The organism is Rhodanobacteraceae bacterium (assembly GCA_016713135.1).
In the GTDB taxonomy this organism is placed as follows: domain Bacteria; phylum Pseudomonadota; class Gammaproteobacteria; order Xanthomonadales; family SZUA-5; genus JADKFD01.
Genome location: JADJPR010000022.1, coordinates 342841 through 368882, shown reverse-complemented (window position 1 = coordinate 368882; position 26042 = coordinate 342841). Strand labels below are relative to the sequence as shown.

Genomic DNA, 26042 nt, shown 5'->3' with positions numbered 1-26042 from the left:
ATGGTGGCAGCCGACAGCGGTGTGCTGATCGCGCGCGTGCGCGCCGACGGGTGCAGGGTGGACGGCGTCGACCTGCAGTTGCAGCGCCCGTTGCGAATCCTGAATGGGCTCGAGGGCCGCACGCCAGACGACTGCCTGCGGCTGTTGCCGAAGCTGTTTCCGTTGTGCGGCAGCGCGCATGCGCTGGCGGCCCTGGAGGCGGTGGAGAACGCCGCCGGGATCGTGCCCGATCCTGCGCACGTCGCTGCGCGCGCCACGCTGGCAATCGCCGATGCGGTGGCCGCGCACATCTGGCGCGAGTGCATCGACTGGATGCAACTGCTGGCGCTCCCGATGGAGCCGGCGCCGGTGGCGGCGGCGCGCAAGCTGGTCGCGCAAATCGCCCGAGCCAGTTATCCGGATGGCGACTGGTGCCGCCCCGGCGGTGGACGACTGTCTCCCGACCTGCCTGCCCTGCAGCAGGCGCGCGAACATCTGGCGGAGCTGCAGTCCGGCCTGCAGTCCTTGCGGGCGGGCGAACGTGTGCAGGGCGGCATCGACCAGGCGCTCGCCGGCGCCGGAGCGCTGTGGCGCGGCTGGTTGCAGCGAAGCTTCGAGGAACTGGCGAACGGCACGCGCGCGGGCCTTGGAATCCTGGCGGCACGCTTGCAGTCCAGCGCAGTCTTGCTGCCATCGCCCGCCGCAGCGGATCTCAACCGGCAATGGGCCGGCACCGGGCAAGGCAGCGTGCAGACCGCGCGCGGACCCCTGGAGTACCGCGTGACGCTGGCTGGAGGCCGTTGGGTGGGTTGCCAGGTCGAGGCGCCGACGGATCGCCAATTTGCGCCCGGCGGTCCGGCGGTGCAGCTGCTGGCGCACTTGCGCCAGGCGCGCGATCCGCTGCGCGCCGTGCGCTGGATCATCGCCGCGTTCGATCCCTGCGTGGCCGTCGAGTTACGTTCTGCCGACACCGCAGGTTGATCCTGCTCATTTCCACCGGCCGGCGTCGCGCTAAGCTGGCGCCCATCGCGTGGCTGCGGGAGATCCGGCGATGTGCACCGTGTGCGGTTGCGGCAAGGGCGAGGTGAGCATCCATGCCGGGCTGGTCTGGAAGCATCGCGCTCCCACGGAGCCGCTGGAACTGGTGGCCCCCGAGGAAGCGGCGGTGGATCGCGGACTGATCGCGGCAAGCGCCTCCGGACTGTCGGCGCCCGGTATCAGCGAATCGCGCTTGGTGCGCATCGAGGCGGACCTGTTGTCGAAGAACGCCGCATGGGCGCAGCGCAATCGCGCTCACTTCAGCGCCCATCAGGTGCTCGCACTGAACCTGGTGTCCAGCCCCGGGTCGGGCAAGACCAGCCTGCTGGTGCGCACGCTGCAGGCCATGCGGGCGCGCGGCGGGATGCCGCTCGGCGTGATCGAGGGCGACCAGCAGACCAGTCACGATGCCGAGCGTATCCGCGCCACCGGAGTCCCGGCGATCCAGGTCAACACCGGCAAGGGCTGCCACCTGGATGCGTCGATGGTCGCGCGTGCGCTGGAGCGACTGCCGGCAGTCGATGGCGGCGTAGTCTTCATCGAAAACGTCGGCAACCTGGTGTGCCCAGCGGGCTTCGACCTCGGCGAGGCGCACAAGGTGGTGCTGGCATCGGTCACCGAGGGCGAGGACAAGCCGCTCAAGTACCCCAACATTTTCGCGGCTTCGCGCCTGATGCTGGTGTCCAAGTGCGACCTCCTGCCGCATCTCGATTTCGATGTCGACTTGCTGATCGCCAATGCGCGGCGGGTGCAGCCCGACATCGAGGTGATCCGGACGTCGGCGCGCAGCGGCGAGGGTCTTGACGCCTGGTCGGACTGGATCGATTCCGCCCGCAGCGCATTGCGGGCCTGAGCGTGCCGCGCCTGCGCATCCGCGTGCGCGGCCGGGTGCAGGGCGTCGGCTTGCGGCCCAGCGTGCACGCGCTGGCGCACCGCCTGGGGCTGGTCGGCTGGGTGCGCAACGATGCGCAGGGCGTCCTGATCGAGGTCCAGGGGCCGCGCAGCGAGGAACTGGCCGCGGCACTCACCGGAGATCCGCCGTCGCTGGCGCGCATCGATTCGATCGAGGTGGGCGCGATCGAGACGGTGGACCGGGAGGACGGCTTCCGGATCGTCGACAGTCCGGCGGGTGGGGCGCTCAGCACCAGCATCGGCCCGGATGTCGGCGTCTGCACCGACTGCCTGGGCGAACTCCTCGATCCCGCCGACCGGCGCTTTCATTATCCCTTCATCACCTGCACCCACTGCGGACCGCGCTTCACGATCTGCGCCTCTCTCCCATACGACCGGCCGCAGACCGCGTTGGCAGGATTCCCGCTGTGCCCCGATTGTGAGCGCGAGTACCGTGATCCCGGCAACCGTCGCTTCCACGCCGAGTCCACCGCTTGCAGCGCGTGCGGGCCGCGGCTCGACGCCGATCCGCGCGAGATCATGGCCTGGCTGGCCGCCGGCGAGATCGTCGCGCTCAAGGGACTCGGCGGCTTCCACCTGGTCTGTGATGCGCGCAACGAGGCGGCCGTTGCGCGGCTGCGCGCGCGCAAGCAGCGCGAAGCCAAGCCGCTGGCGGTGATGGTCAGCAATCTCGCATCGGCGCGCCGGGTGGCGCAGGTCGACGACACCGCGGCACGCCTGCTGCAATCGCGCGAACGCCCGATTGTGGTGCTGCGCGCGCAGGCCAGCCATGGCCTTGCGCCGTCGGTCTCCCAGGATCTGCCGAGCGTCGGCGTGATGCTGCCGTACACGCCGATCCACTGGCTGCTGTGTCATGCGGCGGCCGGCGAGCCGGCGGGCGACGACTGGTTGCGCCAGCCTTGGCCGCTGGCGCTGGTGATGACCAGCGCCAATCCGCACGGCGAACCGCTGGTGCACACCGACGAGGCCGCGCGCGAACGCCTCGCGGGCATCGCCGATCGTATCGTCGGCCACGACCGCCCGATCCTGGTGCGCTGCGACGACTCGGTGATGCACCTGGTCGACGGCGCGCCGGCCTTCATCCGCCGCGCGCGCGGCTACGTGCCGGAGCCGATCGACCTGGGCAGCGACGGGCCGCCGCTGCTGGGCGTCGGCGCTTACCTCAAGAACACGCTTTGCATCACGCGTGGACGCCAGGCCTTCGTGTCGCAGCATGTTGGCGATCTCGACAATCCCGAGGCCCGCCGCTTCCTGCAGGAAACCGCGAGGCAGCTGTCGCGCATCCTCGCCGTGCGCCCGGAACGTGTGGTCTGCGATCTGCACCCGGATTTCGCCAGCAGCGAGCTGGCGCGCGCCAGCGGCCTGCCGCTGACCCGGGTGCAGCACCACCATGCGCATATCGCGGCGGTACTCGCCGAGCATGCGGTGCACCACGGCGTGCTCGGCGTGGCGCTGGATGGCTATGGGATGGGCGACGACGGGGGCGCCTGGGGCGGCGAGTTGCTGCGCGTGGATGGCGCACGTTGTGAGCGCATCGGCCACCTGCGACCGTTGCCGCTGCCGGGCGGCGACCGCTGCGCGCGCGAGACCTGGCGGTGCGCCGCGGCGGCGCTGCACTTGGCCGGGCAGGGCGAGCAGATCCCGGCGCGATTCGGCGCGGAAAGCCTGGCGCCGGCAGTGCGCCAAGTGCTCGACCGCGGCCTGGCACCACTCACCACCAGCGCCGGACGCTGGTTCGATGCCGCCTGCGGCCTGCTCGGGCTGCACTGGCATTCCAGCCATGAGGGACAGGCGCCGATGGCACTGGAAGGGCTGGTCGACGCGCCGCGCGTGCTCGCGGGCGGCTGGCGCATCGAGAATGGCGTACTCGATCCCACGCCGTTGCTGGCTGCACTCGCGCAACCCGGGATCAGCCCGGTCGACGGCGCCAACTTGTTCCACGGCACGCTGGCGGCAGCACTGGCCGAATGGGTCGGCACGGCGGCGCGCGCGCAGGGGCTGGACACGGTGGCTCTGGGCGGCGGTTGCCTGCTGAACCGGGTGCTGGCCGAGAACCTGGTATCGGGGTTGCGTGCGCAGGGACTGAAGCCCTTGCTGCCCCGCCTGCTGCCGCCGAACGACGGCGCGATCAGCCTGGGGCAGGTGTGGGTGGCGCGCGGCCTCCGCTGACGCGCAGCCAGATGCATGGCGCACACGCGGCATGCTCCATGCTGTCCACCCTGGATCCGGAATCTGAGCATGACTGGACGGCTGATGGCATCCCTCGCTGCTTTCCTGGCTGCGAGTTTGCAAACCGAGGTGGCGATGGCAACCGAGCAGGTCCCGTACACAGTCGAACGCACGCTGGAATCCGGCGTCGAGATCCGACGCTACGGCGATACCGTGGTCGCCGAAACCCTGGTCGACGGTGGCTCTTATGGCGACGCAGGCAATGTCGGTTTCCGCCGGCTGGCGGGCTATATCTTCGGCGACAACCGTGGCGACGAGAAGATCGCGATGACCGCGCCGGTGGCGATGGCGCCCGACGTTGGGCAAAAGATCGCCATGACAGCGCCAGTGGACGCGGCAAGCGAGGGCGATGGCCGTTGGCGAATCGCGTTCTACATGCCGGCCGGCTACACCCTGGAGACGCTGCCGCAGCCGCTCGACCCGCGAGTGGTGCTGCGCCAGGTGCCCGGCAGGCGGGTCGCGGCCCTGCGATTTTCCGGACGTGGAACCGAGGCGCAGTTCGCCGGGCACACGGCCGAACTCACGCAGGCGCTGGCCGATGCGGGCATCGAGACCGTGGGTGCACCGTGGACCGCGCGCTACAACGCGCCCTGGGTGTTGCCGCCGCTGCGGCGCAACGAAGCGATGGTCGAAGTGGCTGGCGCGCCCTGAGCGCCGGCCCCGGACCTCAGGCCGCGGCGTACTCGCGCAGCTGATCCAGCGAGACCACGCCCAGCGCGTTCAGGTGGGTGGCCTCCAGCACCACCTGCGGCGCCATGCCGGCGGCGTAGGCATCGCGCCAGCGCGTCGCGCACAGGCACCAGCGGTCCCCCGGCAGCAACCCGGGAAAACCGTATTCCGGCCGCGGCGTGCTGAGGTCGTTGCCTTCGGCCTTCGAAAAGCGCAGGAATTCGGCGGTCATCACGGCGCAGATCAGGTGCAACCCGCGATCGGCCGGATCGCCGCGACAGCAGCCATCGCGGAACCATCCGGTCATCGGCTCGGTGCTACAAGGCTTCAGCGGCGTGCCGAGCACGTTGAGGGGCTGTGCAGCTGCGCTCATGGGATGGGCTTCCAGGGCAGAGGCCCCAGAGCATAACGGCTGAAACTGCATGCACGGCGTCGCTGGACGCCACCCGGTACGCGTGGCGCACCGGGTGGTGGAGGGCGCCGGTCAGGCCGCCAGCTGGCGCAACACGTACGGCAGGATGCCGCCGTGGCGGGTGAGGCCCGGTCGGCGGAGCCGACGCGCGGCATGCCGCGCGAGGGCTGAACGCCGGGCCAAGGATGGCCCGGCAGGACGCGACCGCCGCCATGGACGGCAGGAGGCGTCCGTCGGCCTCAGGCCGCCAGCTGGCGCAGCACGTACGGCAGGATGCCGCCGTGGCGGAAGTATTCGACTTCCTTGGGCGTCTCCAGCAACACACGCACTTCGAACTGCTTGACGCTGCCGTCCTCGGCGGTCGCGGTGACCTTGAGCCGCTTGCCGGTGCCGTCGCCGATGCCTTCGAAGTCGAAGGTCTCGCGGCCGCTCAGGCCCAGGCTGGCGGCGTTCTGGCCGTCGAGGAACTTGCACGGCAGCACGCCCATGCCGCACAGGTTGGAGCGGTGGATGCGCTCGAAGCTCTCGGCGATGACGATCTTGACGCCCAGCAGCATCGTGCCCTTGGCTGCCCAGTCGCGCGAGGAGCCGGTGCCGTATTCCTTGCCGGCGATCACGATCAGCGGCGTCCCGGCGGCCTGGAACTTCATCGACGCGTCGTAGATGGAGGTCACTTCGTTGGTCGGGAAGTGGGTGGTGTAGCCACCCTCGGTGCCCGGCGCCAGCTGGTTCTTCAGGCGGATGTTGGCGAAAGTGCCGCGCATCATGATCTCGTGGTTGCCGCGGCGCGAACCGTAGGAATTGAAGTCCGCGTACTGCACGCCGCGCTCGGTCAGGTACTTGCCGGCCGGGGTGCTCGGCTTGAAGTCGCCCGCCGGCGAGATGTGGTCGGTGGTGATCGAATCGCCGAGCAGCGCCAGCGCGCGCGCGCCTTGACGTCGCTGATCTGGCGCAGGCCCATGCCCATGCCGGTGAAGTAGGGCGGGTTCTGCACATAGGGGGAGCTGTCGTCCCAGGTGTACAGCTCACCCACCGGCGCCTGCACCGACTGCCAGCGCGCGTCGCCCGCAAACACGCCCTCGTAGGAGGACTTGAAGCCTTCCGGCGTGACCGCCTTGCGCACGGTCTCGGCGATCTCGTGGTTGGACGGCCAGATGTCCTTCAGGTACACCGGTTGGCCGTCGCTGCCCGTGCCCAGCGGCTCGCTGGTCAGGTCGATGTCGGCGCGGCCGGCCAGCGCATAGGCCACCACCAGCGGCGGCGAGGCGAGGTAGTTCATGCGCACTTCGGCGTGCACGCGGCCCTCGAAGTTGCGGTTGCCGGAGAGCACCGAGGCGACGATCAAATCGCCGTCGCCGATGCCCTTGGACACTTCTGGAGGCAGCGGGCCGGAGTTGCCGATGCAGGTGGTGCAGCCGTAGCCGACCACGTGGAAGCCGAGCGCCTCCATGTCGTCCAGCACGCCGGCCTTGCGGAAATAATCGGTGGCCACCAGGGATCCCGGCGCCAGCGAGGTCTTGACCCAGGGCTTGGTCTTCAGGCCCTTGGCCACCGCGTTGCGCGCCAGCAGGCCGGCACCCAGCATCACCGAGGGATTCGAGGTGTTGGTGCAGGAGGTGATGGCGCAGATCACCACAGCGCCGTCGGTCAGTTCGTACTCGCCCTTTTCGCTGCTGACGTGCGCAGTGCCCGGCGTGGCGGACTTCGGCTTGGCCGCCCGCGCTTCGGCCATCGGTGCATGGTTCTTCTCGTAGTCGGCCTTGACACCGGACAGCAGCACGCGGTCCTGCGGCCGCTTGGGGCCGGCCAGGCTGGGTTTGACGTCGCCCAGATCCAGGTGCAGCACATCGGTGTATTCGGCTTCCGGCTGGCCCGGTTCACGGAACATGCCGTTGAGCTTGGCGTACTGCTCGACCAGCGCGATCTGCTCCTCGCTGCGGCCGGACAGGCGCAGGTAGTTCAGTGCCTCGTTGTCGATCGGGAAGATGCCGCAGGTCGCGCCGTACTCCGGCGCCATGTTGGCGATGGTGGCGCGATCGGCCAGCGGCAGCTGGTTCAGGCCCTCGCCGAAGAACTCGACGAACTTCTCGACCACGCCGCGCTTGCGCAGCATCTGGGTCACGGTCAGCACCAGATCGGTCGCGGTCGCGCCCTCCGGCAGCTTGCCGGTCAGGCGGAAGCCGATGACTTCGGGGATCAGCATGGTCGACGGGCTGGCCGAGCATCGCGGCTTCGGCCTCGATGCCACCGACACCCCAACCAAGCACGCCAATGCCGTTGATCATGGTGGTGTGCGAGTCGGTGCCGACCACGGTGTCCGGATAGGCCCAGGCCTCGGCGCCTTCGGTCGCGAACACCACGCGCGCCAGGTACTCCAGGTTGACCTGGTGCACGATGCCGGTGCGCGGCGGCACCACCTTGAAGTTGTCGAAGGCGGTCTGGCCCCAGCGCAGGAAGGCGTAGCGCTCCTTGTTGCGCTCGAACTCGATGCGCGCGTTCTCGTCCACTGCGTTGGCGCTGCCGAAGTAGTCGACCTGCACCGAGTGGTCGATCACCATCTCGGCCGGGATCAGCGGATTGATCTTCTTCGGGTCGCCGCCGAGCGACTTCATCGCATCGCGCATCGCGGCCAGGTCGACCACGCAGGGCACGCCGGTGAAGTCCTGCATCACCACGCGCGCCGGCATGAACGGGATTTCCTGCGTCGACGGCGTCTTCGGATCCCAGTTGAGCAGGGCTTCGATATGCGCCGGCGTGACGTTCTCGCCGTCCTCGAAGCGCAGCAGGTTCTCCAGCAGGATCTTCAGCGAGTAGGGCAGGCGCGCCAGGTTGTACTTCGGCGCCAGGGCCGGCAGGCGGTGGTAGTGGTAGGTCTTGCCGCCGCTGGACAGGGTGGCGCGCGTGCCGAAGCTGTTGCTCATGATCGGGCTCCGTGGGGAAGGGACTTCACGCCCGGCGCCGGCCCGGGAAGGCCTGGCAACCGGAACAGCCCACGATTATGGCCCAAGCCAGCGACGTGGGGAGCGCGACCTATGGCGAATGGCGGGCCATGCGCGATACTTGCGCGATCTCTGGCTGCAAACCCCGCCCATGCTCGACATCCTGCGTGAACTCTGGGCCTTCCTGCGGGTGCGCAAGAAGTACTGGCTGATGCCGATCGTGCTGGTGTTGGTGGCCATCGGCGGCATTCTGGTGGCGGTCAAGGGATCGGTGATCGCGCCCTTCATCTACACCCTGTTCTGACGCCATGGCGGATTTCGTCAATCAAGGCGATGTTGAGTACCACGGCGGCTGTCATTGCGGCGCGGTTCGATTCCGCTTCCGTGGGCCGGAGAAACTCGACGTATTGGAGTGCAACTGCTCGATCTGCAGCATGACCGCTTACCTGCACGTCACCGTGCCACACGCGGCATTCGAATTGCTCACGCCCAGCGGCGCGCTCGGCGAATACCGTTTCGGCAGCGGCGCCGCGGCTCATCTCTTCTGCCGCAGTTGCGGCATCAAGAGCTTCTACCAGCCGCGTTCGCATCCGGATTGCTGGAGCGTCAACCTGCGTTGTATCGAGGGCGGTGCAGCCCACCTGGGTGTGCTGGAGCGCTTCGACGGCCGGAACTGGGAACAGGCGGCCGCCCGGTTGGCGGACTGATCCCGCTCAGGCCCTGGCCTTGAGCTTCGCCACCAGCGCGTGCAGGACCGCCTGGGTCTCGGGGTGGAACCAGCCGTCGACGAATTCCTCGACCAGCGCCGGGTCCTCGGCCTGGTAGAGCGCGCGCAGGTCGGCGCGGGCGGTCTCGCGGTTGAGGCGCATGGCGCGCTGCGGCAGGCCCAGGTGGAAGCGGCACCAGTCGAGTGCGCGGAACACCACCTGGTCGGGCGCCGCCAGTTCGTCTACCAGCCCGATGCGCAGCGCCTCGGCGGATTCGATCATGTTGCCCGCAACCACGTGACGCTCGGCGCGGTGCGGGCCGAGCAACCGGGCGAGCGAGGCATAGATCGTGCGCGGCAGCGCCAGCCCCACTTGCGTCTCGTTGAGGCCGAGCTTGAACGGTCCCTCGGCCATGACGCGGTAGTCGCAGTTCAGTGCGATCACGGTGCCACCCGCCGGGCTGTGGCCGGTGATGGCGGCGACCGTGGGGATCGGCGAGCACGCGATCGCGCCGAGCAGGCCGGAGAAGCTGCGCCAGAGTTCGATCATGCCGGCGCGGTCCAGCTTGAGCAGGGCAGGGACATCCAGCCCGGCACTGAACAGGCCCGGGTGCGAGGAAATCACCAGCGCGCGCGCACCTTCGCCCGGCGCGGCAAGCACCGCAGCGCGCAGTGCTGCGATAAGGTCCGGATTGAGCGCATTCACCGGCGGGCGTGCCAGCCGCAGTTCGAGGATGTCGCCGTGTTGATGCCGGTCAAGCATGTGATGGCCCCTGCGGACTTGAGTTCAGTTGCCACAACATAGCATTGCCCCCAGGAATCCCGACTCAAGGACCGGAAAGATGAAGACCCTTGTTGCTTCGTTGTTGCTCGGACTGGCCGTCACCCAGGCCCATGCCTGTGGCGATCTGACGGTCAGCGCCGCCTGGGCGCGCGCGGCGCCGCCTACCGCCACCGTCATGGCCGGTTACCTGACACTGGCCAACGACGGCGATCAGGCGGTCACCGTCACCGCCGCCAGTTCGCCATCCTTCGAGCGCGTCGAGATGCACGACATGACCCATGAGAACGGCGTCATGCGCATGCGCAAGCTGGAGCAGATCGAGATTGCCCCGGGCGACAAGGCCGAATTGGCACCCGGCGGCCGGCACCTGATGCTGATTCAGCCCAAGGGTGCGTTCGCCGTCAGTGACGAGATCGAACTGACCCTGACCCTGTGCGGCGAGCACGCTCAGGTGGTGAGGCTGCCGGTGCGCGAGGCGGGTGGCTGAGGGACCTGCGTGCTGTCCTGCCAAGTTCTTGAATGACTTTCGCCGGAATGTCGCCGATTTATTGGGCGCCTGTGCTTGCCCGGGGCCCGGTCGAGCCCTCGCGACTCATGCGCACCAGGTCGGCCTGGTTGGCCTGCAGGCCACGCCATTCGGACACGGTGCGGCAGATTGACTGCTTGCGATTGGAGCCGGTTGGTTTCTCACGCCGGCACACCACGCGCTCGTCGGCGGCAGCTTCGGTGAGAATCTGGTGGATCTGTTCCTGTGCGTTGAATGCCTTGACCCATTCGTCCTCGCTGAGGTCGGCATCGGTCGGGTTCTCGTCGGCAAGCGCGAAAAGCGTGTCCTGCGCCTTGTACAAGCTCTCGCGCTGGTCTGGCGAAAAGGTCTGCTTGCCGGCCGCAATCTCCTTGCGCAGTGCCTTCTGGGCCGCGACCAGGTCGAGAAAGGTCGGCTGTTCGGCTGATGGCTGCTCGGCAGCCATGGCCTGACTACCCAGGCACAGCATGACGGCGAGCCAGAATGCATGCTTCATGTCCTTCTCCTTGCTCAGTGGAATCACCGCGGTCAACTTGGCTGAAAGGGTCAATCGATGGCTGCTGACCTTTTTCGACTCGCGATCATAGCCAATGCCAACCCGGCAGCGCCTTCAGATCCGCGCCGGGAAAGCCAGAGGAAGGGGCTGCGTCCTTCTGGTGTCCATTGCCATCAATTCGATGAATTCTTTCCGCACCTTTTGCCCCGAATGCGTCGTTGTTCGTCGTCGCCATCGGCCTGCTATGCCGGTTCCCGCCCGCAACCAGTTGCGGGCGTTCAAGCCGGCGCGCGGCATGCCGCGCAAGCCGTCGGCTTTCACCCTCCTCTCGCCTAGCCTCGGGCCAAAATGCATCGGAAATTTCTTCAACCAACCAATGGCAGGGGACAGTGCACCGCCGGAATACGGATCGCGTTGGCCCCGGGTCCTGGGTTTTTCTGTACAGCGTTGGGGTAGATCCGCTGGCGTGCGAGTCGGCGCGATGATGCGTTTGTGACTGCGGGCAGAAAGCGGCGCGCGGCGGGGACTCGACATGAGGATGGCGACGGGGCAGGTGGGCGCGGCGGTGGCCTGGTTGCTTGCAGCCTGGTTGGGGCTGCTCGGCATGGCGGCGAACGCCCAGCCGGTGGTGGAGGCCGTCACGCGCATGGCCTCGGCATCAGCGCCGGACGTCCAGGCGGGCGACCGCCTGCTGCGCGCCCGGGGACCGGGTGGCGAGTTCGCCTTCGACAGCATCGCCGCGGTGGTGCGCTTCCAGTGGCAAGTATTGCCGCTCGCACCGGCCGAGCTGGAGGTCGAGCGCGAAGGAAAGCGCCGCTGGATCGCGTGGACGCCAATGAGCGTCGAGCTCCAGTTGCGGCCCGCGCCGGAGGCCCGCGGCCCACTCGCGGACCTCGACACCGCGTTGCTGGCACTGCGTGCGACCCGCGAACTGCCGCAATCGGAGTCCGGTCGCAAGGCATGGGCGGAAGCATGGGCGCTGGTCTCGCAGACGCCCGCGCTGGCCGAATGGCGGGCGTTCACGGCCATATACGCCGCGCGAGCGGCGCTGATGGCGCGTGGTGCGGGCGACGAGGTGCTGGCACGGCTCGCGATGCTCGACAGGGTGACGGTGGATCCGGTGTTGGGCGCGGCCGGCGAGGAGGCGCGCGTGCGCGTCTGGATGGAACGGCGCGAACTCGACCGCATCGTGGCATCGCTGGCGTCGCTGGCCGCGCGCTGAATCCGGCGGGCGGTTGCACGCCTGGGACGCGCAACTACTGGTGCGCCTGGCCTGGGCGCACGGCCAACGTAGCGAATTCGCGCTGGGCCTGGCGCAGCTGGAGCGCGCCCGCAGCGCGTTCGCGGCGCTGTGCGCGGATTGCCTGGAGGCGGCGGTGGCACTGGATGCGACGGCGCAGATGCACAGCAAGCTGGATCAGCCGGAACGCGCGCTGGCGCTGCAGGAAGAGTTGTACCGCACCTGGCAGGCCTTGATGCCAGGTTCGTTGAATGCTGCGCTCGCCGGGCTCAAGCTCGCCGGCTACGCCAGCAGCGCAGGGGATCATGCGCGGGCGCTGGCGGTCGCCGAGGAGGCCGCCGGCCTGTTGGAGAGTCTGCAATCGGCGGGTTACTACCGCGCCGCGGCAGCCAATGTGCTCGGCACCCAGTTGGCCGAGGCCGGGCGGGCCGGCGAGGCCGAGGCGCGGTTCCGCCATGGTCTGGGCCTGCTCGGCGACAGCGCGCCCGAGCGCAGTGTGCGTGCCCAGTTGCAGCACAACCTCGGACTGCTGCTGAAGGAGTCTGGGCGGCTGGCGGAAGCCTACGCCAGCCTGCTCGCTGCGGAGAGCGAATACCGTGCGCAGAAGCAGGTGCGCGGCAGCGAGTACGCGGCGGTCGCTGCGAACGTCGCCAACCTGGAGCGCCTGCGCGGCGACTACGATGCGGCCGCGCAGTGGCTGACTCGCTCGCTCGATGCATTGGCGGACGCGCCGGCGCTGGGCCCCCGACGCGTCCATACCCTGATCGACCAGGCCGAACTCGACCTCCAGCGCGGCGATCGTGGGGCTGCCCTGGCTGGTTTTGCACGTGCCAGCGCGGCCGCGGCGCACACCGAGCCGGATTGCGAATGCCGTGCGCAGGCTGATCTGCATCATGGCCGGGCGCTGGCAGAGACAAATCCCGCGAAGGCCCTGGAACTGCTGCAGCGGGCAGAGGCTGGCTTCAAGCGCGCGCAACGGGCGCTGGATGTGGCGCGCACCGCAGCGGCGCGCGCGAGCGCCTTGTCTGCGCTCGGGCGTCATGCGGCGGCGCGCTCGGCGGTGGGCGAGTCGCTGGCAAGCTGGCGAAAGATCTCTCCGGACAGTGTCGAACACGCCGAAGCACTCCATCGCAGCGGGCGCATCGAGGCCGCTGCGGGTCGTCCGCGTGCGGCGCGGCGGGCCTGGTGCGCCGCCGCAGACGTGCTCGACAGCGCCAGTTTCTCCCTCGGCGCCGACGACTACGCGCAGATGCGCTTCCGCGCGCGCTTCGTCGATGTCTATCGCGACTGCATGCTGGCCACCCTCGATGCGCGTGGCCCGGCGGCGGCCCTGGAAGTGTTGCAGCGTGCCCACCGGATTGCGTGGCGCCAAGGGCGCGAACTGCGCGCGCGCGTCGCCACCGATCCGGCCGCCCGGCAGCTGTCGCTCGCCTATGAACGCGCCTGGCAGGCCCTCAACAATGCCGGCGACGCGAAGGAGCGGGCGGCCGCGCTGGCGCGCGTGGAGGAGTTGCGGCGCGAGCGCGCCGAACGGATGGCACACGCCGGGCAGGCCCAAGGCGATGCCGGCGTGGCACTCGCCCCGGGCGATGCCGGTGAAGCCCTTCTGGTGTACGCCCTCGGCGAGCACCGCAGCGTGGTCTTCCTGTTGCGCAGCGGCCTGCCGACCGAAGCCTTGCCGTTGCCGCTGGATCGCGCGCAGTTGCGTCAGGCGGTGCGCGACTGGCGCGCCCTGATCGCCCGCCGGGACATGCGCGACCTCGCCGCAATTCATGCCCAGGGCGATGCGCTGTACCGGCAACTGCTCGCGCCGCTCGGTGCGCGCATCGATCGATATCCGCGCATCGCGATCGTCGCCGACGACGTGCTGCACGAATTGCCCTTCGCCGCGCTATGGGACGCGCGACAAGGCGAATACCTGGTGCAACGCGCGAGCGTACGCCTGCGCGATGGCCTGGGCGACCCGGCGACGCGCGCGGACGCGGGCGGCGCCTGGCTGGCTCTCGGGGATGCCGCCCTGGGGGACCTCGGCAACGCCCCGACGCTGGCATGGACCCGCACCGGCGCCACGCTGCTGGCGCCACTCCCCGGCGCGCGACGCGAGGTCCAGGCGTTGGCGCGTCGCGATGCGCGCATGCAAGCGCTGGTGGGCGCCGATGCCAGCGAGGCGCAACTGAAGGCTGCGGCCCCCCAGGCTGCCCTGTTGCACCTGGCCGTTCACTCGCTGACGGACCCCGCCAACCCGCTCGATTCGGCGCTGCTGCTCACGCCTGGTGGCGCGGAGAACGGTTGGCTGCAAGTCTGGGAGGTGCAGGAGCAGTTGCACCTGCGCGCGGACCTGGTGGTCCTGTCTGGCTGTGAGACCGCGCTGGGTGGCAACTTCGACGGCGAGGGCGTGGTCGGCTTCGTGCGCGCCTTCCGCGGCGCCGGCGCGCGCAGCGTCGTTGCCAGCCTGTGGCCGACGCATGATGCGGCGACGGCCGACCTGGTTGCACGCTTCTACGCTGCGCGTGCGGACGCCGGCGACCCCGCAGATGCGCTGCGCAGCGCCATGCTGCAGATGCTGCATCCGGCAGATGCCGGCAGCGACGACACCGTACGTGGGGTGGGTGGCGTGGCGCCGGCGGCAACATCCGCCGGGCTCGAGCATCCCTGGTACTGGGCCGCGCTGCAGGTACATGAGGGTTGACGGCAAGATCCGCGAAGCCCCGTTTCTGCTTGGCCTTCGGCAGAGCATCGACAGGCCCCCGGTCCAGAGCCCTGGAGAAGCACCCGGCGTCGGTCGGATTCTTGTTGGCAGTTCCTGGGCCAGAGAACCAGCACAATCGGCTTGCGAGCTCCTGCCGCGGTTGGACCAGCCGCAGGCGCGTGCGATGCTCACACCGGCCGGGTGGCGGCAGTTCGGGCATCCCACATCCGGGATATGCGCGCGGATGCCGGAGCTCGTATCAAGGACGGGTTGACATCAAGCGGGGGCGGGATGCGAGCAAGCATGTCCGATGCATCTGCCGATCGCCGCGCACGGCCGGCATGACGCTGCGTGTTGCGATCATCGAGGACCAGCCGGCCGTGCTCGATGCGGTCGCCCATGGCCTGCGCCAGGCGGAGGGCGTGAGCGTGGTCTGGACCGCCAACAGTGTCAGCCAGGCGCGCGCCAGCCTGACGGTGCCGGCCGATGTGGTGCTGCTGGACCTCGGCCTGCCGGATGGTCGTGGCACAAGCCTTGTGTCGGCGTTGCGCGAGCGCGTGCCGGCGCCTGCAATCGTCGCCTTCACAGTCTTCGGGGACGAGACCAGCGTGGTGGAGGCGATCGCCGCGGGTGTGGACGGCTATGTGCTGAAGACGGCATCGACTGAGGTACTTCTGGATGCCGTGCGGGACGCGGCCGCTGGCGCCTCACCGATCTCTCCCGCGGTGGCTGGCTTCCTGCTCCGCCGCCTGCGCGCCGACGAGAGCCGCGCCAGTGGTCCGGCAGCGCCGGCCCGCAGCGTGCACCGACTGATGGCGTTGACTGCGCGCGAGCAGGAGGTCCTGGAGGCTCTGGCGCGTGGCCTGTCTTACCGTGAGGTGGCGCTGCGCTTGGGGATCTCGCGCGGGACGGTGGCGCACCACGTCAAGAACCTTTACCCGAAGCTGGCGGCGGGGTCGCGCTCCGAAGCGGTGTTCAACGCCGTGCAAGAGGTCTTGATCACATTGCGTAGCCCGTGAGCACCATGCGGCGGAGCGGGGCGGCGACCGGAATCGCCCTGTTGTGGGGACTGGCGGCCTTGCTCGCGGCGCAACTGGTGTTCTGGGTGGCGATCGGCACGGCCGAAACCGCGGCACGGCCATCGACGATGGAAGCGCGGCCCTTCGTCGAGTACATCGCCCTGGACGATGCCGGCCAGATTGCGCCAGACGCACCGCGCCTGCGCGCTGCGTATGAGCCGGATCCCAACTACAAGGCGATGCTCGAGGGCGCGCCGTCGAAAGTGCGTTTCGAGATCCCGTTTGCGGTCGACGAGGTTTCCGGCGATCTGGCGCTCTACCTCGGCGCGCGGCGCTCGATCCAGGAGATCCGCCTCAACGACGAGGTGGTCAAGCCGAATGTGCCGCTCGACAGCTTCAGTGGGGGCGCCGGATGGGAACCGGTGTTCTACATGCTGCCCGCCGCCGGGCTGCGCGTGGGCGAGAACCAGGTCAGCGTGCTGGTCGCCAGCGAGGGGTATGCGCATGTGTTTCCCGAGTTCCAGATCGGGCCAGCGGAAACCGTGGCCCGCGCCTTTGGCTACGGCAAGCTGTTCAACGTGGACTTGCCGCTGGTGGCGGTGGGAATCCTGCTGTTCACGGCGCTGCTGTGCCTTGCGGTCAACTGGCCGGCGGAAGACCGCCCACGGGTGCGCGCGCTGATTGTGTTGCTGCTGGTTTGGGCGCTCGGCAGCTACGCGGTGGCGTTCTCGCCGCCGTTTGCGATGTCGCGCGAGGCCACCATTCTTGCGTACTACTCGCTCGCCAACGCGCTGGCCATCGCCGCGGCCTACTACATTGCGCACCAGACCCTGGCTCCACGTGGCCTGCGCCGCGCGGTGCCATGGACCTGGGCAGTGGTGCAGGCCGGCATGGTGCTGGCATGGCTGGTGGTGGTCAGCGGCCTCGGCGATCCGCGCCGCTGGCTGGGCAGCTTCCCGATGCTGAGCCTGCTGGTCACTGCGGTGTTCTGCATCGGTGGCACCGCATTGCTGGCGATCGCTGTGGGTCGTGAAGGCGGGCGTCACTGGCTGGAACGCAGCATGCTGATGGTTTGCCTGACCGCATTGCTGGTCGACAGTGCTGACGCCACCCTCAAGCTGCACGTGCCGTGGATGCCCCAGATTCCGCTGACCTTCTATGCCGCGCCGCTGAGCGGGCTGCTGCTGGGGCTGGGCATGGTCGCAGCCCTCGCGCGCGAAGCCACCGCCGCTCGGCGGGTGGTCACGAATGCGAACGCAGTGCTGGCCCAGCGGCTGGGGCAACGCGAGGCGGAACTCGCGGTGGTCCATGAGCGCGAGAAACAACTGCTTGCCCGGCATGCGGCACTGGAGGAGCGCCAGCGTATCGTGCGCGACATGCACGATGGGGTGGGCGGCAACCTGCTCGGGCTGCAGATGCAGTTGCGGCATGGCCAGCCGACGCTGGGGCGCGTCGAGGAGCAGGTGTCTGCCAGCCTCGCCGATTTGCGCTTGATGGTCGACGCCCTGGATGCGCCGGAGACAACGCTCTCGGATGCGCTGATGGGCTTCGAGCGCCGACTGCGCGAGCAGTTGCAGGGCGCTGGCATCGAACTCACGTTCGAGGTTGCCCTCGGCCCGGCCGACCCCGTGCTGGGCACGCGCGTGAGCCTGCATTTGCTGCGCGTCCTGCAGGAGGCGGTGAGCAATGCCTGCCGGCACGCGCGTCCGCGCCGCCTGCAGATCGCGGCGCGCAGCACGGATCGTGGGGTGCAGTTGACGGTGGCCGACGACGGTGCCGGCATCGCCGCAGACGCGCCCATGGGACGCGGGCTCGCCAGCATGCGAGCGCGCGCCCGAGAGATCGGAGCGCAACTCGCCATCGAGTCGACATCCTCCGGTACCCGGGTTCGCCTGGATCTGCCGCTGGAGCCGGTGGCTGGCATCGGGACGACGGTCAGCGCCTGACGTCGCGCGCACAGCACCCGCCATCTCCCATCTATGGGACGACAGCCTGAAGCGGTGATCGGACACTGTGGCAGTCGCCGGTCGGCGACGCCTCCCACCACCGTCGAGATCAACGATGACTGCCTTATCCCTGATGCGCCGGGGCGCCCTTTGCCTGTGGTGCCTCGGTTTCCTGCCGGGCTCTGCGCCAGCGGCCGCAGCGAGCTTGCCAGAACACCTGATCCCATCCATGGCTGCGCGTGAATACCATGCATCGCAGCAGCCCGAAGGACTGCAGGCGCCCAACCGCGCCCAGGGTTTCCGCACCTGGTTCGGCGGTAACGGGATCGAACTGGTCGAGCGCACCCGCGAGGCGCGTCCATTGCTGCGATTGAGCCTGATGCATTACGGGCGGCCGGGAAGGTTGCAGCCAAACGCGGAGGGCGTGCTGGTCGCGGTCGGCGAGCGCGTCGAGCGTCGTAGCCGCGCCCTGACCGAGTGGTACGTCAATCGCCCGGACGGCCTCGAACACGGCTTCGACCTGTCGGTGCCGCCACCGGGCGATGGCGCCCTCGAGTTCCATCTGACGAGCGACCGCCCGGCGCAGCTGTTGGCAGCGGACACGATTGTGTTCGGCCGCGGCGAGGATGCGCTTCACTACCGGCACCTGAAGGTATGGGACGCCAATGGCCGCATCCTCCCGGCGAGCATGCACGTCGAGGCGCCCCAGCAGGTGCTCATCCGCGTCGACGACCGGGGCGCGCGTTACCCGGTGACGGTCGATCCGCTGTTGCAGCGGACCCCGGACATCGTCCGCAGCAGCGCGCAGAGCGGCGCAGAGTTTGGCATCCGCCTGGCGAATGCCGGTGACGTCAACAACGACGGCATCGACGACCTGGTGGTCGGCGCCTTCCGCTGGGACGATGGCCTTACCGACAACGGCGCGGCCTTCGTTTACCTGGGCCCGAGCTACACCAATTCCACCTTCTTGACGGTGAACCAGGGGAGCGCCTTCTTTGGTGCGGGAGTGGGTGGGGCCGGCGATCTGAACGACGATGGATTCGATGATGTCGTAGTCGGCGCTCCCAGCTTCGATGGCACTGCGGGCACCAACTCGGGCGCAGCCTTTGTCTATTTTGGTGGTTCTGGCGCCTTTAATCCGGTGGCTGACGCGACCATCGTGAGTCCGCAGGGTGGCGCAAACATGGGCGCGTCCGTGCGCGGGGTCGGTGATGTCAACAACGATGGCGTCGATGACCTGGCGGTGGGCGTGACCCGCTACAACCCGGGTGGACGGCCGGACCAGGGCGGCGCCTTCATCTACTTTGGTGGCAGCGCCTTCGACGCAACGGTCGACGCCGTGCTGGCGATCCCCGACCTCTCGGTCAATGCCGGTGCGTCAGTGGCGGGCGGAAGAGATGTCAATGGCGACGGAATTGCCGATGTGGTGGTCGGTGCGCCGGGCTATGAATCGGGCAGCAACTTCATTGACGAAGGCGCAGCGGCAGTCTTCTTCGGCGGCACCGGGGCGCTGGACACGACCGCGGACGCGATCCTGCGCGGTGGTCGCGCAGGGGCGGCGGGCGGGGCGTCGGTCGCGCTCGGGGATGTCAATGGCGATGGCATCGACGACGTGATCTCCGGCGCGCCACTCAATTCGAGTGTGGCCGCGGGGACCGGCGCCGTGCAGGTCTGGCATGGCGGCAGCGGTGCGATCGACACCGTGGTCGATGCGACCTTGCTGGGAATCCAGGTCGCCGAGGACTTTGGACGGAGTGTGGCTGCGCTGGAGGACATCAATGGCGATGGCCGCGATGAACTGGTGGTCGGTGCGCCGAGGGCGCTCAACAACTCCGGGCTGACTGCCGGCAAGGTGAAGATCTACTTGTCCCAGCCGGGCGGATGGCCATCGGCGCCGACACTGCAGCTCGAGAGCGACCAGACCGATGCCGCCTTCGGCACCAGTGTCGCCACTGGACGATTCAACGCTGACGCCGCAGCGGACGTCGCCGTGGGTGAGCCCGGCCGCGACGTCGGCCCAGGGACCAACAACGGCGCCTGGAGCCTCTACTTTGGCCAGACCGAGGACGTGTTCCGCAACGGCTTCGAGTGAACTTCTCACCGGCGGGCCGGACCCTGGAGAAATGGAATACCTCTCCCCATCGACGGGAGAGACTGCCTGCCTTCGGGTGGCGCCGGCGAGACGCCGGCGCCTCCCGGACGCTCAGTACTGCCAGTTGATATTCACGTTGCCGACGCCGGAGGCAGGCACCGTGTAGCTGTGGTTTGCGCCGGCCTCCCAGGTCACGCTGCCATCGGCGCGGATGCGGATGGCCTTGAATTGCAGGGTCTTGCCGGCCGGCACGCTGACGGTCAGCCACCAGTTCGGGTAGGTGCTGGCATTGGTCAGCATCGCGCCGACGGCGCCGCCGGTGGTGCTCGCCCAGTTGCCGAGTTCGACGGTGTTGCCGGTCAGGTAGATGTTGTCGCCCGGATTGGTCGGCGCGGCGTTGTTGACGGTGAAGGTCACCGGGATCAGCTTGCCCTGGTAGGCGGTGAAGTTGAAGCTGTTCGAGGGCGTGACGCTACCCGAGCGGGTCACGGTGACCGCGTGCACGCCCTGAGTGACCGCGGGCACGGTGGCGACGACCTGCTGGTCGTTCCAGCTGACGATGGTGGCGGCAGTGCTGCCGAACTTGACCGAGCCCGTCGCGCCGCCGAATCCCTGGCCGGCGATCACCACGCGCACGCCCGGTTGCGCCGCGGTCGGCGTGACGTTGCCGAGTTGCGGCGTCGAAACCGTCGGGTCGCGCTGCCAGACGGCGATGCTGTTCGCGGGCAGCGAGAAACTCGCGGTGTTGTAGCCGCCGCTGGTCGCGCCGGTGGCGGTCAACGACGGTCCGCTGATGATGCCGGAGAGGTAGTTCGCGTACGATCCGGTCGGCAGCGAGGTCACGAGGCCGCTGACGCTCTGCGCGCTGGCGCCCTTGTTGATCGCCACCACCACCACCGAGTCGTAGAACTTGCGCTCGTAGATGAAGGTGTTGGCGTTGATCCAGCGCTGGGTGATCGAACCGTAGCCGAGCGCCTCGTTGTTGCGGCGCAGGGTCGACAGGCTCTTGATCAGCTTGAAGGCGGTGGTGGTCTCGCTGAAGGCGGGCATGCGCCGGCGGTTGTCCGGATCGTCACCGCCTTCGAGGTACTGCTCGGTCCCATAGTAAATGCACGGAATGCCGCGCGCGGTCAGTACGTACGCGAGGGCCGCGTGCAGGTGCTTGCGGTCGTCGGCGCTGGTGTCGACGGTCAGGAAGCGCTTGCGGTCGTGGTTGTCGACGAAGTTGACGAAATCGTTCTGGTAGGCGAAGTCGGCCTGCTGCTGGACGACCACGTTGTTGAGGTTGACGAAGGAACCGCCCTGGCCGAACACGCTGTTGATGGTGGTGAACAGCGGGAAGTTGAGCTCGGCCACGCCGCTCTTGTTGCTGAACTTCAGCAGGTCCCGGTACAGCGGGTTGTTGGCGTCGTCCGCCACCCATTCGCCGAACACGAAGCTCTCGCGCTGGGTCTGGATGTGGTTGGCCAGGCTGTATTGCCAGCCCCAGTTGACGTGCTTGGTGGCGTCGATGCGGAAGCCGTCGACGCCCATCGACTGCAGGTTCGCGACCGCAGCTTTCAGCAGCGAATCGACCGTCGGGTGGGTCTGGTTGAGGTCGGCGAGGTCGTAGATCGTGTAGTACTGGGTCTCGTAGGGCGAATCCCACTGCGAGCCGCCCATATTCGGGCCGGTGAAGAAGAAGTTCGACGGATTGGAGGTGTAGGTGGCCTGCAGCACGCCGTTGGCGTACAGCGCGCCGTCCTCGCCGGAACCGCGGACATTGGAGTGGTTCGGTGCGAAGTCGACGATCACCTTGATGCCGGCGTTGTGCGCGGCGGTGACGAAATCGGTGAAGGGCTGCCAGGAACGTGCGGTGGGCGTGAAGTGCTCGTGCGGCTTGAGCGTGTCGCGCATCTCGTAGCCGTGGTAGGGCGACAGCGAGCCGGCCAGCGCCTGCACATTGCGGTTGTCCAGCGGCGAGGTCACCCAGATCGCGCTGACGCCCATGTTCGACAGGTAGCTCATTTTCGCGGCGAGCCCCTGGAAGTCGCCGCCCATGTACTTCTGCAGGTTGGCGCCGCTGGCGTCGAACAGCGGGTCGCCCGACGGGTTGTTGCTCGTGGTGCCGTCGAAGAAGCGGTCGACGAAAACCTGGTAGATCACGTCGCGGTTGTAGCCAGGGCGCAGGGTCTGCGCGTCGGCATGGGACACGCCCGCCAGCGCGAGGCCGGCGAGCAGCAGCGTGCACAGGGTGTTGCGGGCAGGCGCGCGCAGCGCCGCGCCCGTGGTGCGCAGGTCCATCGGATTCTCCCCAATCCAGCGTCTCGGACCGGATGGCGCTTGCCATCCGTGCGCGGCCGCGCCGGGTGGATGCCGGCATCGGGCGATCACAGGCTGTGCCGGATCGTCCCCTCCCGTTGCCGTCGTATTCAGGCGGTCGTCGCGGGATGCAGCCTATGACTCAGCGGGGATGCATCACAATCGGTTGCATACGTATTCAGTCGCAACGCGAGACGCGCCGATCGGCCGCGTGGCGGACCGGACAGGATGGCAGTTCAGGTCTTGACCATCGCCAGGGTCACCCGTGCCACACCTGCGCGTCATCAAGGGACGGGCAACTGGCCGTTGGCATCGGTTCCCGTTGTGCCGGCTCCAGCAGCCAGCATTCCTTGAGTACCGAACAGAAGCAGGCCCGAACCTCGACCTCGAACCGGCGGCGATTGAATGCCGACCACACCCCGGGGTCGTTGCCCGATTCCGGAAAAACCAGGAACGTAGCCTTGGAATCGGCGCCAAGCACACCGCCGCCCGCCGAGGTGACCGTGCTGATCGGCAACATCCCCGGGTTGCAGCAGGCGTGCAGGAGCGACGCTGCATCGAAGCGCGGTTGGCCGTCGTACAGGACCTGCAGCCACGCCAGCCTTGCCGGGCCGACGCCACCGTTGTGCAGCGCAAGGCTGATCGCCGACGTCCCGTCTTCCATCCGGTTGCCGGTCCCATAGACCAGGAACGGCCAGGTGCTTGCGGCCAGCAGTCGCTCCTGGGTGCGGTTCGCGCTGATCGTCAGGCCCAGCGAAGCCAGCGAGATCAGCACTGCCGCAGCGCCGATCAGGATTTCCAGGCGTGGACTCATGCGGGCCGACAAGCGCGCCTCCTCGGGCTCAATGGATGACTGCGGGACGGAACCGGTGGGCGCACGGGGGCGATTCACCGGCGGGTTTGACGAGCGCACAGGGCCCACGGTTACGCGCCGGGCGCAGCGTTCCCCGTGGATGGCGGATACCGGGGATCCCGCGCTGGGTGGAAATCCTCCTCAGGCGATGTGCGCGAACGGATTCGCCTGGCTGAGCGCTCACGCGGGGTGCTTGCGCCGGAGTGCGCGGCAGCGACGGGAATGTCGGTCCTCAGGCGATCAGATCCTGTACCGCGCGATGCGCCTGTTCGATGGCGACGTCGGCATAGGCGCCCATCCCGGCATCCGAATTGGCGATGGCGATCTGGCCGAATCGGGTACGCCCCAGGACATTCGGCATCCGCTCGGGTGGCGTGTCGCCGTCCACCAGGCTGTTGTACTCCGGTGCATAGCCGTGCGGCCAGCGATTGACTGCGATGCCGCGGATGTCACGCGCGGGATCGAAGCCGCCGGCACCCAGGGTGCGACCGAGTTGTTCGCGGATGGCCCGCTCGAAACTGGCGAAGGGCGTCGCCAGCAACTCGGCGCGCCCTGCCTTGTGCTGCTCACGCTCTGGCAGCCCGTAACTGGCTGGCGTGCGCTCCATGCGGATCAGGATGGGCTGCTCCGGGGAACGGACGCTGCGGTAGTTGCCGATGTCGACGACGTCGTTGAGACCGAAACTCGAGAAGTACCCGCCAGGAGCATCGATGTGATGCACCCGCAGCCGTGCCCATGCGCGCCAGTCCCTGAGGGCGACGCTGGCATAGACCAGAGGGGTCTTGACCAGTTGCCGGAGCGCACTCCGCTGCGCCCGCGGCAGTTCCGGGCACAGATAGGGAATCATCATGTTCCAGCATGCCAGTACGCAGTGCTTCGTCTTGCTGCGATGCAGTTCACCGCCACGCGCGTAGATCACTTCGGCGCCGGCGCCGTCGAGGTTCCGCACGCGCAGCACCGTGCTGTTCAGGCGGATGCGGGTGGAAGAGGATGCACGGTCGAGCTGGGTGTAGTCGGCCATGGCGGTCACCACATCGCGCGCATCGGTTCCAGGTATGGCAGCGTGTACCAGTCGCCGGACCAACAGCCGGGCGATCGACGCATTGCCATCAGGAAAATGGAAAGTGTCTGAGCCGCCAGTGGCCGCATAGCCGGCTGGCGTGAAGCCCATGCGTGGCGCGGCGCCGGGCTCCAGCCCCAGTCCCTGGAAGCCCGGGAGCCCGACGCCCCAGCAATCGAGCGCCGGCACCGCGTCGATGCCGCATCCCCAGAGACTGTCGGTCGCGTGCAGGTAGTAAGGCAGGACGCCGGGATCGGCCTTCGCGATGCGCAGCAGGTAGTGTTCGTAGGAGATTCGCGAGAGGTAGTCCTTCTTGGCCGCGGATTCCCGCCCGGGCAGATGGTCCTCGTGGCCGTGCTCGATGCGCAGGATGTCTGCGCGTACTGCGTCCGACAACGGAGCCTGTGCCAAAAAATCCCGGGTCTGTTCGCGACCGTCGCCCTGGCGCAGCACCAGACGGTCGGCACCGAAAGTCTCACGATCGAAATGGACCCCGGCGCGCAGTCCCAGCGAGGCATAAAAGCCGTGGGCGCTGCAAGCGGCGTCGAGCGCCCTGGCGTCGATCCCGAGCGTGCGTAGCAGGCCCGCCGCCACGCGGCCGTAGGGTCGTGGACTCTCGATCAGACGCGAGCCGCCATTCAGCAAGTGGGTGCGCCCGTCGAGATGGAACTCGTTGCGCCTGGCATGGCCGCCGAAGTCGTCGTGATTCTCGAGGATGAGGACTCGCGCTCCCGGCGCTGATGCGCGGTAGTAGTGCGCCGCAGCCAGGCCGCTGATGCCCGCCCCGACCACGATCAGGTCGTATTGCTCGCCGGTCTCACGAATGACGCTGGTGCCTTCGAGCGAACCCTGCCCACGCAGGGCATGGGCGGCCTCGAATGCGCCTGGATGACTGCCTCGCAGTCCGAGTCGCGTAGGCGGGTAGTAGCCGCGGCGATCCTGTTCGGCAAGTGCATCAGCAGCGGCCAGGAGCTGCGGCGCAAGACCGCCCAGCAGTCCGCCGACACCCATTGCGACTCCTTGCAGGAAGTCGCGCCGGGCAATGGGCCGGCGCATGCCGAGTTCATCATCGGATCGGGCGGGCATCGTGCAGTTCCAGGACGCGGGCTCTCGGGCGAATTCCTGCGGGTTCGCGGCGGCAACGGGAGTGAAACCGCGCCGAAGTGCCCCGGGTGCCCGCGCGGCCGGGTCGGCGCTTCCCTGGGGTCATGGGTGCTCTATCCGACGCGCCAGTAAACTCCGGTCCCATCGATATCGATGAGCTCCGGATTGAGTTTCTCGCGCGCAAGGAAATCATGCACGGCGCGGCGACACGGTTCCAGCACGCCATAGTCGTCGATGATCACATAACCGCCACGGGACACCTTCGGGAACAGCGCCACCAGGCCCTGCCAGGTGGATTCATAGAGGTCGCCATCGAGGCGCAGTACCGCGATCTCGCCGATATCCGCGGTGGCCAGGGTGTCGCTGAAAAATCCCTCGAGGAAATGCACGCGTTCGTCGAGCAGACCGAATTGCCCGAAGTTCGCGGCAACGCGGTCCCTGGACACCCCCAGATAGTCGTTCATGTCGCAGAAGTCATATCCCGCGTCCTGCTCGAATGTGGGCGGCGGCAGACCCCGGAATGAATCGCAGAGCCAGACGCTGCGGTCCGAACCCAGTTCAGCCAGCACTGCCTTCGCCAGGATGCCGACGCCGCCGCGCCAGACGCCGCATTCGACGAATGCACCGGCGACTCCGTTGCGCTCGACCTCGCGAACGCACGCTTCGACGTTGTCGAGCCGCTTGCGGCCGACCATGGTGAAGCCGACGATCGGATGGTCCTTCCCAAGCTCGCGCCACTGGCGGGCGTTGGCGTCCGGGACAATCGGGAGGAATACCCGGCAGCCGCGTCGTTCAAGCCATTCGATCGACTTGCGCAAGAGCAGTTGTTTTGCCGCACTGGATGCTCGGACGCTTGTCGGTCTGATCGGTCGCCAGAATGACTCCTCGTGCAGTTCCCCGGTCAACCCCTTCTTGAGCAATTCGATCCTGTCGATCATCCTGGCGATTCCAGCATTCGTTGAAAACTCCCGGTTGATCCAGGGCCCAGGAACTCCCGGGAGGCAAAACGCATGCGGCACAGCAGGAAGTGCCGCCTGACACCACCGGT

General features: G+C 68.2%; 19 protein-coding genes and 1 pseudogene. 12 read left to right on the top strand and 8 right to left on the bottom strand.

Annotation, left to right across the window (positions count from 1 at the left end; all coding sequences use genetic code 11):
• From IPK27_19615 to IPK27_19600, 4 genes are all read left to right on the top strand, one after another.
• Positions 1-960 carry a hypothetical protein gene (locus IPK27_19615; protein ID MBK8069745.1) on the top strand — a complete coding sequence of 320 codons (960 nt, stop codon included), beginning with the start codon at positions 1-3 and terminating at the stop codon, positions 958-960.
• A 70-nt stretch (positions 961-1030) separates the two neighbouring features.
• The gene (hypB, locus tag IPK27_19610) at positions 1031-1870 is read left to right on the top strand and encodes a hydrogenase nickel incorporation protein HypB (GenBank protein ID MBK8069744.1); all 840 of its coding nucleotides are present in this window, start codon (positions 1031-1033) and stop codon (positions 1868-1870) included.
• 23 nt (positions 1871-1893) lie between these two features.
• Positions 1894-4098, top strand: a complete 2205-nt coding sequence (gene hypF / locus IPK27_19605; protein MBK8069743.1) for a carbamoyltransferase HypF — start codon at positions 1894-1896, stop codon at positions 4096-4098.
• Between the two features lie 135 nt (positions 4099-4233).
• A complete protein-coding gene (locus IPK27_19600; protein MBK8069742.1) occupies positions 4234-4809 on the top strand; it encodes a heme-binding protein in 576 nt (191 codons plus the stop codon).
• A gap of 16 nt (positions 4810-4825) precedes the next feature.
• Here the strand turns inward: IPK27_19600 and IPK27_19595 are convergent, their stop codons facing one another.
• Both IPK27_19595 and acnA read right to left on the bottom strand, forming a co-directional pair.
• The gene (locus tag IPK27_19595; GenBank protein MBK8069741.1) at positions 4826-5200 is read right to left on the bottom strand and encodes a DUF2237 domain-containing protein; all 375 of its coding nucleotides are present in this window, start codon (positions 5198-5200) and stop codon (positions 4826-4828) included.
• Between the two features lie 278 nt (positions 5201-5478).
• A pseudogene (gene acnA, locus IPK27_19590) lies at positions 5479-8160 on the bottom strand (aconitate hydratase AcnA).
• 169 nt (positions 8161-8329) lie between these two features.
• On the opposite strand from acnA, the gene IPK27_19585 reads away from it, so the two are divergent.
• Together IPK27_19585 and IPK27_19580 are read left to right on the top strand one after the other, a co-directional pair.
• Positions 8330-8482, top strand: coding sequence for a hypothetical protein (locus tag IPK27_19585; protein MBK8069740.1), 153 nt, complete (start codon positions 8330-8332; stop codon positions 8480-8482).
• 4 nt (positions 8483-8486) lie between these two features.
• Positions 8487-8885 carry a GFA family protein gene (locus tag IPK27_19580; GenBank protein MBK8069739.1) on the top strand — a complete coding sequence of 133 codons (399 nt, stop codon included), beginning with the start codon at positions 8487-8489 and terminating at the stop codon, positions 8883-8885.
• Positions 8886-8891: 6 nt separating this feature from the next.
• Here the strand turns inward: IPK27_19580 and IPK27_19575 are convergent, their stop codons facing one another.
• Positions 8892-9647 (bottom strand): enoyl-CoA hydratase/isomerase family protein, encoded by a 756-nt coding sequence (locus IPK27_19575; GenBank protein ID MBK8069738.1) that lies wholly within the window; start codon positions 9645-9647, stop codon positions 8892-8894.
• A 79-nt stretch (positions 9648-9726) separates the two neighbouring features.
• Here IPK27_19575 and IPK27_19570 point away from each other — a divergent pair, with 79 nt between their 5' ends.
• Entirely contained in the window at positions 9727-10155 is a 429-nt protein-coding gene (locus tag IPK27_19570) for a copper chaperone PCu(A)C (GenBank protein ID MBK8069737.1), read from the top strand.
• 58 nt (positions 10156-10213) lie between these two features.
• Here the strand turns inward: IPK27_19570 and IPK27_19565 are convergent, their stop codons facing one another.
• Positions 10214-10690, bottom strand: coding sequence for a hypothetical protein (locus IPK27_19565; protein MBK8069736.1), 477 nt, complete (start codon positions 10688-10690; stop codon positions 10214-10216).
• Positions 10691-11222: 532 nt separating this feature from the next.
• Between IPK27_19565 and IPK27_19560 the strand changes: the two genes are divergently transcribed.
• From IPK27_19560 to IPK27_19540, 5 genes are all read left to right on the top strand, one after another.
• Positions 11223-11912 (top strand): hypothetical protein, encoded by a 690-nt coding sequence (locus tag IPK27_19560; GenBank protein MBK8069735.1) that lies wholly within the window; start codon positions 11223-11225, stop codon positions 11910-11912.
• A 13-nt stretch (positions 11913-11925) separates the two neighbouring features.
• Positions 11926-14619: a CHAT domain-containing protein gene (locus tag IPK27_19555; protein ID MBK8069734.1), complete on the top strand. Its 2694-nt coding sequence runs from the start codon at positions 11926-11928 to the stop codon at positions 14617-14619.
• Positions 14620-14960: 341 nt separating this feature from the next.
• Complete coding sequence (locus tag IPK27_19550) at positions 14961-15638, top strand: response regulator transcription factor (protein ID MBK8069733.1); 678 nt, start codon at positions 14961-14963, stop codon at positions 15636-15638.
• On the top strand, positions 15635-17584 hold the full coding sequence (locus tag IPK27_19545) for a hypothetical protein (protein MBK8069732.1): 1950 nt from the start codon (positions 15635-15637) through the stop codon (positions 17582-17584). Before IPK27_19550 ends, IPK27_19545 begins: the two co-directional genes overlap by 4 nt.
• A 229-nt stretch (positions 17585-17813) precedes the next feature.
• On the top strand, positions 17814-19676 hold the full coding sequence (locus tag IPK27_19540; protein ID MBK8069731.1) for an FG-GAP repeat protein: 1863 nt from the start codon (positions 17814-17816) through the stop codon (positions 19674-19676).
• A 111-nt stretch (positions 19677-19787) separates the two neighbouring features.
• Here IPK27_19540 and IPK27_19535 read toward each other — a convergent pair whose 3' ends face one another.
• The 4 genes from IPK27_19535 to IPK27_19520 form a co-directional block, all read right to left on the bottom strand.
• Positions 19788-21959 (bottom strand): IPT/TIG domain-containing protein, encoded by a 2172-nt coding sequence (locus tag IPK27_19535; protein MBK8069730.1) that lies wholly within the window; start codon positions 21957-21959, stop codon positions 19788-19790.
• A gap of 277 nt (positions 21960-22236) precedes the next feature.
• Positions 22237-22899, bottom strand: a complete 663-nt coding sequence (locus IPK27_19530; protein ID MBK8069729.1) for a hypothetical protein — start codon at positions 22897-22899, stop codon at positions 22237-22239.
• Positions 22900-23062: 163 nt separating this feature from the next.
• Positions 23063-24976: an NAD(P)-binding protein gene (locus IPK27_19525; protein MBK8069728.1), complete on the bottom strand. Its 1914-nt coding sequence runs from the start codon at positions 24974-24976 to the stop codon at positions 23063-23065.
• Positions 24977-25107: 131 nt separating this feature from the next.
• The gene (locus IPK27_19520; GenBank protein MBK8069727.1) at positions 25108-25932 is read right to left on the bottom strand and encodes a class I SAM-dependent methyltransferase; all 825 of its coding nucleotides are present in this window, start codon (positions 25930-25932) and stop codon (positions 25108-25110) included.
• Positions 25933-26042 lie beyond the last annotated feature (110 nt).